Origin of the sequence: Serratia liquefaciens ATCC 27592 (assembly GCF_000422085.1) — a bacterium.
GTDB lineage: Bacteria > Pseudomonadota > Gammaproteobacteria > Enterobacterales > Enterobacteriaceae > Serratia > Serratia liquefaciens.
Map to the genome: position 1 here is coordinate 3,174,014 of NC_021741.1, position 12,739 is coordinate 3,186,752.

Genomic DNA, 12,739 nt, shown 5'->3' on the forward strand with positions numbered 1-12,739 from the left:
CCCCGAGCACTGCCCAACCTCAAAATGGCAAGAAAAATAGCCTGTACTCAAAACGGTGAGACATTTAAGAAGAAGCGTTGTAACCACCCCATGGTCTGCGCTTCGTTGATATAGCCGTTGCCGACATATTCAATGCGCGCATCCGCCACCTGGGTGGAGGTAACCGAGTTGCTGCCGCTGATGGTGCGCGGGTTGACGACCCCGGAGAAACGGATGAATTCGGTGCCCTGATTAATGGCGATCTGTTTTTCCCCCACCACGTGCAGGTTTCCGTTCACCAGCACCTGATTGACCGTCACGGTAATGGTGCCGTTAAAGGTGTTGTTGGCGTTGGCCCCGCCCTTGCCGCCGAAGGTGCTGTCACCGGAGATATCCATGTCGGCACGCGCATTGCCCAGCAAGCCATCGAGGTAGCGTGGCGAGGTGGCTACGCCGAACTTGCTGGCCCCGTTGCGGCTAGCGTTGGCAGAAGAGCTTTTGCTGGCGCTGACGTTTTCCTGCAGCACGATCGTCAGGGTATCGCCGACGTTGCGCGGACGACGGTCTTCAAACAGCGGCTGATAACCGTAGTTCATCGGCTGCACCGTCTGGAAAATGGAACCGTTCGGCACGGGCGCGCCCGCCGGCGCCGGCTGTGCCGTGGTAGCCCCGTCAACCAGGGGTTTATGTGGAATGTAAGCGCAGCCGCTCAGCGTCAGCATCACCATTGCCGCCAGCCAGCGTTTTCCTTGCGGCGGGTTTTCCATCAGAGTTGTGGTTACCACGGGTATCGCCTTTGTTTCACAAAATAGGGTTACGGGCGCTGCAGCGCCCGTCAATTACAGTTGCGTCAGCTTTTGCAGCATCTGATCGGACGTCGATACCGCTTTGCTGTTGATTTCGTAAGCACGTTGGGTCTGGATCATGTTGACCAGCTCTTCCGCCACGTTGACGTTGGAGGTTTCCACATAGCCCTGATACAGCAGACCTGCACCGTTTAGCCCAGGCGTGCTCTCGTTCGGCGCACCGGAACTCTCGGTTTCCTGGTACAGGTTCTCGCCCATGCTTTCCAGGCCGCTGTCATTGATAAAGGTGGTCAGCGTCAGTTGGCCCACCTGCTGGGCGGCGGTCTGCCCCTGCAGGGTGGCGCTGACGATGCCGTCGCGGCCGACGGTGATGCTCAGGGCATTGGCCGGAATGGTGATCGCCGGTTGCACCTGGAAGCCGCTGGCGGTCACCAGTTGGCCGTTCTGATCTCTCTGGAACGAGCCGTCGCGGGTATAGGCCAGGGTGCCGTCCGGCATCATCACCTGGAAAAAGCCCTGCCCCTTGATGGCGATGTCCTTGCTGTTGTTGGTCTGCGACAGGTTGCCCTGGCTGTGCAGACGCTCGGTCGCCACCGGCCGCACGCCGGTACCGATCTGCAGCCCGGACGGCAGCGTCGTCTGCTCGGAGGACTGCGCCCCCGGCTGACGCATGGTCTGGTACAGCAGATCTTCGAATACTGCACGCTGGCGTTTAAAACCGTTAGTGCTGACGTTGGCCAGGTTATTGGCGATCACGTCCATATTGGTCTGCTGCGCATCCAGACCGGTTTTGGCAATCCATAAAGATGGGATCATGGGTTATTTCCTTGCTAATTAACTCATTGATAACAATGAATTGGCGCGCTGTTCATTTTCATCCACGCTGTGGATGACCTTCATCTGCATTTCAAAGCGGCGGGCGTTGGCAATCATGTCGACCATGGTTTCCATCGGTTTGACGTTGCTGCCTTCCAGCACGCCCGGCATCACCTGCACCAGCGGATCGTTCGGCAACTGATTGCCGCGCTGCCGTTGGGTTTCCGGCGTCAGGCGGAACAACCCGTCATCGCCACGCATCACTTCGCGCGCGTCGGCCTTCACCAGTTTCAGCCTGCCGATCTGAGCAATGCTGTTCGGCGGATCGCCCGCATTCAGCGCCGAGATGGTCCCGTCGGCGGCAATGGTGATCTCTGCCGACGGGGGTACCTCAATCGGTCCGCCGTCGCCCATCAGCGGCACGCCCTGCACCGTCAACTGCCCGGTGGAGGAGATCTGGATGTTACCGTTACGGGTGTAGGCTTCGCCGCCGTCCGGCAGGCTGACGGCCAGAAAGCCGTCCTGCTGCAGCGCCACGTCCAGCGGGCGGGCGGTGTAATTCAGCGCCCCCTGGCTCATGTCCGCGCCCGGCGTTGACGCGGTAACCAGCGTTCGCGTCGGCAAGCTTGGCCCATCCACCGGCACGGCACGCAGCGCCGACAGCTGGGCGCGAAAGCCCGGCGTCGATGCGTTGGCCAGATTATTGGCGGTGACAGACTGCTGCTCCAGCGTCTGTCGCGCTGCGCCCATCGCGGTATAAATCGCGTGATCCATAAATCAGTCCTATTAGCGCAGGCTAACCAGCGTTTGCAGGATCGAGTCCTGCGTTTTGATGGTTTGGGCGTTCGACTGGTAGTTACGTTGTGCGACGATCATGTTCACCAGTTCCTGGCTCAGATCGACGTTGGAGGCTTCCAGCGCGCCGCTGGTCAGTTTGCCCAAACCGCCGTTGCCCGCCAGACCTACGCGTGGCTGGCCGGATGCGCCGGTTTCCTGCCAAACGTTATCGCCCTGAGAAGACAGGCCTTCCGGGTTGGAGAAGTTGGCCATGACGATCTGGCCCAGCACCTGAGTCTGCTGGTTGGAGTAGATGCCCATCACCGTGCCGTCGTTGTTGATCTGGAAGTTGGTGTATTCACCTGCGCCATAGCCATCCTGCGACACTTTGCTGACGGAATCGGCACTGACGCTCTGCTGCATGCTCTTGGCGAAGTTCAGGGTGAAATTCTGTGCCGGCGCGCCATCTTTGGCCTCCATCGGGATCAGCATGCTGAATTCGCCGGCGGTGCCTTGTTTGCTGGTGGTGCTGGCCAGATTGCCGCTGGTGTCGAACGTCATGGTACCGGCATCTACCGGAGCAGCCGTTCCATCCTGGGTATAAACCTGCCACTTGTTCTCGTCGGTTTTTACAAAGTAGGCGTTGATGTTGTGCGCGTTCCCTAACGAGTCATAAGTGGTGATGGTGTTGACGTAGTTGTAAGAATCCTTCTTGGCGGGATCGAAGGTGTGGTTATCCGGAACCTTATGCGTGGATTTAAGGTTGGCGACCATGTTGCCGGAGGTTGACGCCTTGGCGTTCATCATGCCTTCCGGAATGCTCAGCGGCACCGGGTTCGCGCCCTGTTGAATGGTCGGCGGCGTACCGGCAGCCGGGTAGCCGGTCAGTTGCAGGCCCTGCATGTTGGTCAGGTTGCGGTTTTCATCCAGTTTGAACTGGCCGTTACGGCTGTAGAAAATGCCGCCGTCCTGATCCTGCAGACGGAAGAAACCGTTGCCGGAAATCGCCACGTCCAGCGCACGGCTGGTGCCGGTGGTGGTGCCGCCTTTAAAGTTCTGGGTGATCCCCGCCACCTTAACGCCCAGGCCAACCTGTGAACCGGCGAACATGTCAGCAAAGGAAACGCTGCCTGATTTAAAACCGGAAGTGGCGGAGTTAGCGATGTTGTTACCGATCACGTCCAGATTGGTTGCTGCCGCGTTTAAGCCGCTTACTGCCTGAGAAAAGGCCATGTCATTCTCCGAATAGTGGTCAGGCTATCGTCCGATAACGCCTGATAGTGTTTTGAGATACCCAATAGCTTTCATGTTGCAGTTAGGCGGCAAGCGCAGGAGTCCCCAGGAGCTTACTCACGTAAGTGACTGGGGTGAGTGCGCACAGCCAACAACGCTGCAGCCTGAAGGATGAAGGGTATTGGGTTAAAGGATCTGCCGGACATCCTCCAGCGTGGCGCTGCCCGCCAGGCCCAGATCCAGCTTCGCGCCGTTCGCGTCGCGGATGACGCCGTTGACCATGCCAAAATGCAGGTTGCGCGCCACCAGCTGTTCGCCGTTGGCTTTGGCGTTGATCGTAAAGCTGTAGGCACCGTCCGGTGCGGTGGTGCCGTCCGTCATCGACCCGTCCCAACTGAACGAATGCACGCCAGCGGTCAGGCCGCCGAGATCAATGGTGCGTACCGCTTTGCCGGTGGCGTCGGTGATGGTGGCGGTCACCGAGTCGGCCGCACGCTCCAGTTCCAGACCAAACGGCGTGGTGCTGACCTTGCCGTCTTTGCTACCGGCCAGAATATTGCTGCCCGGGACCATCACGCCGTGGCCGATCAAAGCGGTAGCCTGCAGCGATTGATTGCTGTTGATCTGCCCGGAGATCGACCCCAGCGTGGTGTTGAGTTTCTCGATGCCCTGTACGGTATTGATCTGCGCCAATTGGCTGGTCAGTTCATTGTTCTGCATCGGGTTGGTCGGATCCTGATTCTTCAACTGCGCCACCAGCAGCGTCAGGAAGCTGTTGCTCAGATCCTGGCTGGTGTTATTTTTTGCGTTGGCACCGATGACGCTGTTATCCAGCGATTCAGTGGTGGTTGCGGCAATCGCCATGGCAAGCTCCGGTTATTGACCCAGCGTCAGGGTTTTCATCATCATCGACTTGGTGGTGTTGAGCACCTCGACGTTGGCCTGATAGCTGCGGGAGGCGGAAATGGTGTTGACCATCTCACCCACCACATCCACGTTAGGCATGCGCACATAGCCCTTGCCGTCTGCCAGCGGGTTACCCGGTTGGTAAACCAGACGCTCCGGCGCCGGGTCGTCAACCACCTGCGCTACGCGTACGCCGCCGGTAGGTTGTCCGGCCGCGGCAGCAACTTCAAACACCACCTGCTTGGCGCGGTAGGGTTGGCCGTCCGGCCCGGTGACGCTGTCGGCATTGGCCATGTTGCTGGCGCTGACGTTCATGCGTTGCGACTGGGCAGACAGCGCCGAGCCGGAGATATCAAAAATATTCAGTAGCGACATGCGCCTTATCCTTGTTGTAACACTGACATCATCCCTTTGATCTGACCGTTGATCAGCGTCAGGTCGGTCTGATACTTCAGGCTGTTATCGGCGAAGTTGGTGCGTTCGCGATCCATGTCAACCGTGTTGCCGTCCATGGAGGGCTGATCCGGCACGCGGAACAGCAAGTCGAGCTGTGGCGGCTGCATGTTCTGCGCCGGAATATGGCGCGATGACGTCATGTTCAGCGCAATGCCACTGCCGCTGGCGCGCCCTTGTTCCAGCACCTTGTTCAGTTGGCCGGCGAAATCGATATCCCGCGCCTGATAACCCGGGGTGTCTGCGTTGGCGATGTTGGCGGCCAGAATTTCCTGCCGCTGGGCGCGCAGGTTCAGCGCCTCTTGACCAAAGCGCAGAGCAGCGTCCAGTTTGTCGATCATGCTCCCTCCGCGAGGTTAGAATTTGGAGCCGACAGCATAAACGTCCCTTCCGCCAGCCTATCGTGGGAATAAGGGCAAAATGCGTCGCTATTTATCTGCTTAGCCTGCGCGCACTCCGGGTACACTTACGCGCACCCTGAGGCTTTTTGAGGAAGAAGCGGAGATGAAAGCGAAAATGCTGTTGTTGGCAGCCCTGCTGTGCAGCCTGAACGCACGGGCCGAAGATCTGGCGGCGCAGATCGATCGCTTCATCAGCAGCCAGTTCAGCGGCAGTCCGGTGCAGGTTAAAGTGCTGGTGCGCACGCCCGCCACCCAATGGCCACAGTGCGAATTCCCGCAGCTCTCTTTGCCACAGAATGCGCGGCGTTGGGGTAATATCAGCGTTTCGGCACGCTGCGGCCAGGAACGGCGCTTTATCCAGACCCAGGTTCAGGTGATCGGCCAATATCTGGTGTCGGCCCGCGGCATCAGCGCCGGCAGCAAGCTGACGGCGGCGGATATCACCTTTAAAAGTGGCCGGCTCGACACCTTGCCACCGCGCACGCTAAGCGAAACCGGCAAAGCGCTGGGGGCCGTCAGCCTGCGCAATATCAGTCCCGGTCAGCCGCTGACCTTCGCCATGCTGCGTCGCGCCTGGGTGATCAAGGCCGGTCAGGCGGTACAGGTGACCGCGCAGGGAAGTGGATTTAACATCAGCGGTACGGGCAAAGCCATGAACAATGCTGCCGCCGAAGACAACGTCCGTGTGCGTATGGCTTCCGGACAAATCGTCAGCGGCATAGCCAGTGATGACGGTACGATCCGTATTGGGTTATAAGACGGTACGATCCGTATTGGGTTATAAAAAGGTAAAGGTTTATCAAAACCTGCCGATAAGAAAATCATAAGCAGACTTTTATTGGCCGCCAGGGCCACAAAATATCAGCCATTGCCTTCGCGGCGACGGCATCGATGGAGATTGACCATGAGTATCGATCGCACCCAGCGGCTGCAACCCGTTCCAACGGTGCAACCTCGTGAAACCGCGACTGAAAGCCCACTTCAGCCACGCAAAGCTGCCCAGACGGAAAACACCGTCAGCGGCACCCAGGTAAAATTGAGCGACGCGCAAGCGCGCCTGATGCAGCCGGGTACGCAAGATATTGATATGAATCGGGTGGACGCCATCAAGCAGGCGATCCGCAACGGCGAACTGAAAATGGATGCCGGGAAAATTGCCGATGCGCTACTGAAAGACGCGCAAAGCGATGCCCTGTGGATGGCTAACGGCCAGCAAACGCCGGAGGCTTAACCCTCGGGTTAAACACCAAGGAATTCTTTGACAGGTGGTTATTCGTAATGGAAAGTCTGGCGCAACTGATTGATAAGCTGTTGGAAACCCTGAATGCGCTGAGTACGGTGCTGACGGAAGAACATCATCTGCTCTGTTCGGGACAATTACCGGGCGTGGCGCTGCAACGCGCTACCGATGCCAAGAGCCAGTTGCTGGCCACGGTAAACTATCTGGAGCAGCAGCGGCTGAACCTGGAGCGCGCACAGGGGCAACAGGCACCCTATTCCGCGCACCCGCGCCTGGCGGACGGCTGGCAACGAGTACAAACGCTCAGCCAGCAGCTGCGGGAAAAAAACCAGCATAACGGCATGCTGCTCAATCAACAGATCGATCACAACGCTCAAGCGTTGGCGATCCTGAGCAAGCAAAACAAATCGCTCTACGGCCCGGATGGCCAGTCGCGCAATGCCAGCCTGCTGGGGCGAAAAATCGGCGTTTAATCAAAGAATGATTGTTGATCCACCTGAGCGGCTCAACCGGTGGATGATAAGACCCCAGGGCTATTTGACGAACGGCAGATCCGAGTACCTTGTGGTATAGCTGGGGGACAGCATTTCGCGTTTCATCGCCCAGCTTTTTTGGATCCCCTGCCCGGCAAACCACACCGTGCCCCGACCGGACTGATTAAGCCGATCAAGGGTCTGCATTAACTCACTGCTGTTAGGCCTGGGCTGGTGTTCATCAAACAAATTAAGCTGCGCCACCCCCTGGCTAAAGAAATCACTCAGCATCACACCGGCTTTCATATAGCGAAAATCGTCTTTCCAGATACGGTCAAGCGCACTGACAGCAACGCGAATAATGTCACGCGTATCGTTGGAAGGGATCGCCAGGCGCCCGCTGGCCTGAGGGCCGTAAAATGTTTCATTCTCGGCATGGGGACTGGTTCGCATAAAGACGCTGATCACACAGCAGAACTGCTTCTCTGCCCTGAGCTTTTCGGCTGCGCGTTCCGCATAGGTACAAATGGCCTGGCGCATATCTTGATAAGCCGTGATGCGATGACCAAATGAGCGGCTACAGATGATCTGCTGTTTGGTGGGCGCAAACTCATCCAAGGCCAAACAGGATTCGCCGCGCAATTCACGAACCGTACGTTCGAGTACCACATTAAAGTGTTTACGGATCACCCAGGTTGAACAGTCAGCAAGCTGTAGCGCCGTTTCGATCCCCATAAAGCTGAGCTTCTTGCCAATGCGGCGGCCCACGCCCCACACCTCGTCCACCGGCACTAACGCCAGCAGTTTTCGCAGGCGCTCAGGATCGGACAACTCAACAACGCCCCCCGTTTGACGCCACTTCTTTGCCGCAAAATTGGCGATCTTCGCCAGTGTCTTGGTTTGCGCGATCCCCACGCCAACGGTTAACCCGGTATTCTTTAACACCCGATCGCGCATTTGATGGCCAAAGGTGCTCAGCGGAAGGCTGCTACTCAGGCCAGACACATCGATAAAAGCTTCATCGATGGAGTATATCTCTACGACAGGGGCCATCTCGATTAGCGTCAGCATCACCCGATGGCTGAGATCGGCATAAAGCGTATAATTCGAGCTAAAAACGCTGACCTGCTGGTGCCGTAATTGCTCTTTGATTTTGAAGTAAGGCGCCCCCATTTTGATGCCCAGCGCTTTGGCTTCCGCCGAAAGTGAAATAACGCATCCGTCATTGTTTGAAACGACGACGATCGGTTTGCCCTTAAGATCTGGCCGAAAAACAGTCTCGCAGGACGTGTAGAAGCTGTTGACGTCAACAAGTGCGAACATGTCGGTTTGATTTCAAGGTAAATGTCACAACGCCAAAGATTTCCAGCTCTTCTTCGGCCTGGAAAACGATCGGAGAATAATCCGTATTATGAGGCACCAGCTGAATACGTGGATGGGTTTGCAGCTCCTTCACGGTAAATTCGCCGGCCACTGCCGCTATGACGATGTCGCCATGAACGGCGGTCAAGGAACGATCAACCACCAGTAAGTCACCGTGGCTGATACCTGCGCCGATCATCGAATCACCACTGACCCGGACAAAGTACGTCGCACTGGGGTGTTTCACCACCAGCTTATTCAGGTCGAGACTGTCTTCGACATAGTCCTGAGCCGGGCTGGGAAAACCGCAGGGGACTCGCTCCATAAAGAGGGGAAGTAATAAACCGGGAGTGAGCTGACTGGGGTGAATAAACTGCATAATGGCCGATCCGAATAACTGTATTTATATACAGTATCCATGATCGGCAGCAACGATCAAGCGGCATATAATAAAATTCCTGAAAGCAGTTGAAGCATCAGGCAATTTAAATTGGCCTACCTGCCCCGTGGCTAAACACGCTTTGGGGTAACGGAATAAAACCAGGTCAAGGGCAACGGCCAGAGGAGCCTGGCTTGTGTCGTTTTAGTTTTACTCGTAATTCACAATCACCTGATTGCTGATCACGCGCAGCGGCGGATTCAGACTACCGCGCGCCTGCACGTAATAAACAAAACGCAGTTCGGCGTTCGCCGGTTCCCCTTTCAGCCCGGTGCTGCTGCCGCTGCCACCGCCCAACACAATGCAGCGCGTCAGGGTGCAAAGCTGCGCCTGCATGCCCGCCGGCTCATCGGCCAGCAGCCGGTAACGCCAACTTACGCTGGTGATGCGGGCATTGGCGTCCGGCAACGCATTGGGGGCGCGTAACCCCGGCGATTCCCCCCGCTCACCACCATATTCCAGCGTTGCGCCGACGCTGTCGGCTACCCAAGAACCGGATGCTGCCTGCACGCTCAACGGCGCTAACAGGCAAATTAACGCCAGACGGTGTTTCATTATGCGGCCCCAATGGTGGAGGTCATGCGGATTTGGCGGTCGTCATTGATCTCCAGATTCGACAACACCACCATCTGCGGCAGGCTGCGACGCAGGAAACGCGCCAGCAAGGCCCGCAGTGCGTGATTCACTAACAGTACCGGCGGCGCGCTGAGCATTTCCTGCCGCTGCAACGCCTGTTTGGCCTGATCCAACAAACGATCCGCCAGGCCCGGTTCCAAACCGCCGCCGCCCTGCAGCGCTTGCAGTAACAGACGCTCGAGCTGGGTATCCAGGCCAATCACCTGAATTTCACCGTTGCCCGGGAACCACTGTTGGGTGATCGCCCTTCCCAGCGCCACGCGCACCACGGTGGTCAGCTCATAAGGGTCGGTTTGTGATGGGGCATGCTCCGCCAGCGTTTCAATAATGGTGCGCATATCGCGGATGGAAACCCGTTCCGCCAGCAGGTTCTGCAACACCTTGTGCAGCGTGGTCAGGCTTACCACGCCCGGCACGAAATCTTCGGTCAGCTTCGGCATGTCCTGTGCGACGCGATCCAGTAATTGCTGCGCTTCCTGTCGGCCAAACAGCTCACTGGCAAACTGGCCAATCAAATGATTAAGGTGCGTCGCGACCACCGTGCTGGCTTCCACTACGGTGAAGCCCTGGATCTGCGCCTGCTCGCGCAGCGCGCTGTCAATCCATACCGCTTCCAGCCCAAACGCCGGATCGGTAGTTTTATCCCCCGCCAACTCGCCCACCGCATTGCCTGGGTTAATTGCCAGCCAGCGGCCCGGTTGCGCTTCGCCACTGCCGATTTCTACGCCCTTCATCAAAATACGGTAGCTGGCCGGCGGCAGTTCCAGGTTGTCGCGGATATGCACCACCGGTGGCAAATAGCCCATCTCCTGCGCGAATTTTTTACGGATGCCGCGGATACGGCCCAGCAATTCACCATTCTGTTGGAAATCCACCATCGGGATCAGCCGGTAACCGACCTCCATCCCCAACGGATCTTCCAGCTGCACGTCAGACCAACTGGCTTCCACCGCCTGCGGATTATCCTGGGTGACCGGCACTTCCTGCACTTTGGGCGCTTGCTGATCGCGCCCGCGCAGCCACCAGGCCAACCCTAACAGAGCGGCGGTAAACAGCAGGAATACCAGGTTCGGCATCCCCGGGACCAGCCCAAGCAGGCCGAGTACCGCGGCGCTGAGCAACATAACCCGTGGGTTGTTGAACAGTTGGCCAACCATCTGCTCGCCAACGTCCTGATCGGTCGCCACGCGAGTCACGATCACGCCGGCGGCGGTCGAAATCACCAACGCCGGGATCTGCGCCACCAGGCCGTCACCGATGGTCAGCAAGGTGTAAGTTTCCGCCGCCGTGCCCAGTTCCATTCCGTGCTGGAGCACGCCGACCAACAGACCACCGACCACGTTTAGCATCATGATCATCAGACCGGCGACCGCATCGCCACGGACGAACTTACTGGCACCGTCCATCGAACCGTAGAAGTCCGCTTCCTGCGTGACCTCAGAGCGACGTTTTTTCGCCTCTTCTTCACCGATCAAACCGGCGTTGAGATCGGCATCGATCGCCATCTGCTTGCCCGGCATGCCGTCCAGCACAAAGCGTGCGCCCACTTCGGCAATACGCCCGGCACCCTTGGTGATAACCATAAAGTTGATCAGCACCAAAATGATAAACACCACGATACCGATGGCGAAGTTACCGCCCACCAGGAAGTGACCGAAGGCCTCTACCACGCGGCCTGCGGCGGCAGATCCGGTATGCCCTTCCATCAGGATGATGCGCGTCGAAGCTACGTTGAGCGACAGGCGCAGCAAGGTTGAGAACAGCAAAATGGTGGGGAATGCGGCAAATTCAAGCGTACGCTGGGTAAACATCGCTACCAGCAACACCATGATCGACAAGGCAATATTGAAGGTGAACAGCAGATCGAGGATAAATGCCGGCAACGGCAGCACCATCATCGACAGGATCATCAGGATCAGTATCGGGCCGGCCAGCACCTGCCACTGCGTATCTTTAAAACTGCCCGGCAAACGAAGCAAGGCGGCCAAATTAGCCATTTGTATTACTTTCTCCAGCAAAATCCAGTGCTTCCGGCACCGGTAAACGTTCAGGTTTTTTCGGGATCAGCCCCCCTTCGCGCCGCCAGCGTCGCAGCTGGTAAACCCAGGCCAATACTTCGGCCACGGCGGCATACAGGGTGGCGGGAATGTGTTGTCCAATCTCGCTGTGTCGATATAGAGCACGTGCCAGCGGCGGTGCTTCGAGCATGGGAATACGGTGTTCCGCCCCCAGTTCACGAATGCGCAGCGCAATTTCGCCGGCCCCCTTGGCCAGCACCTTCGGCGCACTCATGTTTTTATCGTTGTACTGCAGCGCGACGGCGTAATGCGTCGGGTTGGTCACAATGACGTCGGCCTTGGGGACGTCGGCCATCATTCGCCGCCGTGCAACGGCACGCTGTTGCTGTCGGATGCGCCCTTTAACGTGCGGGTCACCCTCCTGCTCCTTGAACTCGTCGCGGATGTCCTGCTTGGTCATCTTCAGCTTTTTGAAGTGGCTCCACAGTTGGTAAAACACGTCAAACGCCACCATCGGCGTCAGCCCGAGTACCACCAGCAGGCCGCAAAAGATGATCATTCGCAGCGCGTTACCCAGCGCATCGAGCGGCTGTTGCGTCACCAGATGCAGCATCGCTGCCCAGTTGTGCCACAGGTATAAACCGGTGATCCACCCTACCAGCGTCGCCTTCAGGATGCCCTTCAACAGCTCCGCCAGCACCTGGCTGGAAAAGATGCGTTTCAGCCCGGACAGCGGGTTCATGCGCTTGAGATCGAACTTGAGCGATTTACCGCTCAGCAGCAGGCCGCCCAGCAGCATCGGCGCCGTCAGCGCTACCAGCGCCAACCCGGCCATGATCGGCAACAGCGCCCATACCGCCTGGCGTAACAACATCGCCAACTGGCGCAGCATCTGCTTGTCGTTACTGACCATGCCGTGGTCGAAATTCAGGCCCTGGGTCAGCATGGCCGCCAACTGTTGCGCCATGTTGCCGCCGGAAACCCAGATGATCGACAGGCCTGCCACCAGCATCAGCACCGACGTCAGCTCGCGGGAACGCGGGATCTGGCCATCTTCACGCGCCTTCTCCACCCTATGGGGCGTGGGGGCCTCGCTCTTTTCCAGATCGCTGTCTTCAGCCACGGGGCGGTTCCTGTGCCGGAGGGAATAAAATTGCGGTCAGCATGCCAAAAAAATGCTGATTTCATTGGTGGAACAAC

General features: G+C 58.0%; 15 protein-coding genes. 3 read left to right on the forward strand and 12 right to left on the reverse strand.

The annotated features are described in order from the left end of the window. Positions 1 to 47: 47 nt before the first annotated feature. From flgH to flgB, 7 genes are all read right to left on the reverse strand, one after another. Complete coding sequence (gene flgH, locus M495_RS14940; RefSeq protein WP_020827516.1) at positions 48 to 746, reverse strand: flagellar basal body L-ring protein FlgH; 699 nt, start codon at positions 744 to 746, stop codon at positions 48 to 50. 72 nt (positions 747 to 818) lie between these two features. Next, positions 819 to 1,601 carry a flagellar basal-body rod protein FlgG gene (gene flgG / locus M495_RS14945; protein WP_020827517.1) on the reverse strand — a complete coding sequence of 261 codons (783 nt, stop codon included), beginning with the start codon at positions 1,599 to 1,601 and terminating at the stop codon, positions 819 to 821. 18 nt (positions 1,602 to 1,619) lie between these two features. After that, positions 1,620 to 2,375, reverse strand: coding sequence for a flagellar basal body rod protein FlgF (locus M495_RS14950; protein WP_020827518.1), 756 nt, complete (start codon positions 2,373 to 2,375; stop codon positions 1,620 to 1,622). A 12-nt stretch (positions 2,376 to 2,387) separates the two neighbouring features. Continuing rightward, a complete protein-coding gene (gene flgE, locus M495_RS14955; protein WP_020827519.1) occupies positions 2,388 to 3,611 on the reverse strand; it encodes a flagellar hook protein FlgE in 1,224 nt (407 codons plus the stop codon). Between the two features lie 186 nt (positions 3,612 to 3,797). Next, positions 3,798 to 4,475, reverse strand: coding sequence for a flagellar hook assembly protein FlgD (gene flgD, locus M495_RS14960; RefSeq protein ID WP_020827520.1), 678 nt, complete (start codon positions 4,473 to 4,475; stop codon positions 3,798 to 3,800). Positions 4,476 to 4,487: 12 nt separating this feature from the next. Next, positions 4,488 to 4,892: a flagellar basal body rod protein FlgC gene (gene flgC / locus M495_RS14965; protein ID WP_020827521.1), complete on the reverse strand. Its 405-nt coding sequence runs from the start codon at positions 4,890 to 4,892 to the stop codon at positions 4,488 to 4,490. A gap of 5 nt (positions 4,893 to 4,897) precedes the next feature. Further along, positions 4,898 to 5,311, reverse strand: coding sequence for a flagellar basal body rod protein FlgB (flgB, locus tag M495_RS14970; RefSeq protein ID WP_020827522.1), 414 nt, complete (start codon positions 5,309 to 5,311; stop codon positions 4,898 to 4,900). 163 nt (positions 5,312 to 5,474) lie between these two features. Here flgB and flgA point away from each other — a divergent pair, with 163 nt between their 5' ends. The 3 genes from flgA (at position 5,475) to M495_RS14985 (ending at position 7,084) form a co-directional block, all read left to right on the forward strand. Further along, a complete protein-coding gene (gene flgA / locus M495_RS14975; protein ID WP_020827523.1) occupies positions 5,475 to 6,128 on the forward strand; it encodes a flagellar basal body P-ring formation chaperone FlgA in 654 nt (217 codons plus the stop codon). A gap of 147 nt (positions 6,129 to 6,275) precedes the next feature. Further along, on the forward strand, positions 6,276 to 6,602 hold the full coding sequence (gene flgM, locus M495_RS14980) for a flagellar biosynthesis anti-sigma factor FlgM (protein ID WP_020827524.1): 327 nt from the start codon (positions 6,276 to 6,278) through the stop codon (positions 6,600 to 6,602). A 47-nt stretch (positions 6,603 to 6,649) separates the two neighbouring features. Then, on the forward strand, positions 6,650 to 7,084 hold the full coding sequence (locus tag M495_RS14985) for a flagella synthesis protein FlgN (RefSeq protein WP_020827525.1): 435 nt from the start codon (positions 6,650 to 6,652) through the stop codon (positions 7,082 to 7,084). 60 nt (positions 7,085 to 7,144) lie between these two features. Here the strand turns inward: M495_RS14985 and umuC are convergent, their stop codons facing one another. The 5 genes from umuC to flhB all read right to left on the reverse strand — a co-directional run bounded on the left by umuC (position 7,145) and on the right by flhB (position 12,662). Next, positions 7,145 to 8,407 carry a translesion error-prone DNA polymerase V subunit UmuC gene (umuC, locus tag M495_RS14990; protein ID WP_020827526.1) on the reverse strand — a complete coding sequence of 421 codons (1,263 nt, stop codon included), beginning with the start codon at positions 8,405 to 8,407 and terminating at the stop codon, positions 7,145 to 7,147. Continuing rightward, positions 8,391 to 8,825, reverse strand: a complete 435-nt coding sequence (gene umuD / locus M495_RS14995; RefSeq protein WP_041414703.1) for a translesion error-prone DNA polymerase V autoproteolytic subunit — start codon at positions 8,823 to 8,825, stop codon at positions 8,391 to 8,393. The genes umuC and umuD overlap by 17 nt, the downstream gene beginning before the upstream one ends. A gap of 210 nt (positions 8,826 to 9,035) precedes the next feature. Next, positions 9,036 to 9,440, reverse strand: coding sequence for a flagellar protein FlhE (locus M495_RS15000; RefSeq protein ID WP_020827528.1), 405 nt, complete (start codon positions 9,438 to 9,440; stop codon positions 9,036 to 9,038). Then, positions 9,440 to 11,518, reverse strand: a complete 2,079-nt coding sequence (flhA, locus tag M495_RS15005; protein WP_020827529.1) for a flagellar biosynthesis protein FlhA — start codon at positions 11,516 to 11,518, stop codon at positions 9,440 to 9,442. The genes M495_RS15000 and flhA overlap by 1 nt, the downstream gene beginning before the upstream one ends. After that, positions 11,511 to 12,662 (reverse strand): flagellar biosynthesis protein FlhB, encoded by a 1,152-nt coding sequence (gene flhB / locus M495_RS15010; protein ID WP_020827530.1) that lies wholly within the window; start codon positions 12,660 to 12,662, stop codon positions 11,511 to 11,513. Before flhB ends, flhA begins: the two co-directional genes overlap by 8 nt. Positions 12,663 to 12,739: the final 77 nt, after the last annotated feature.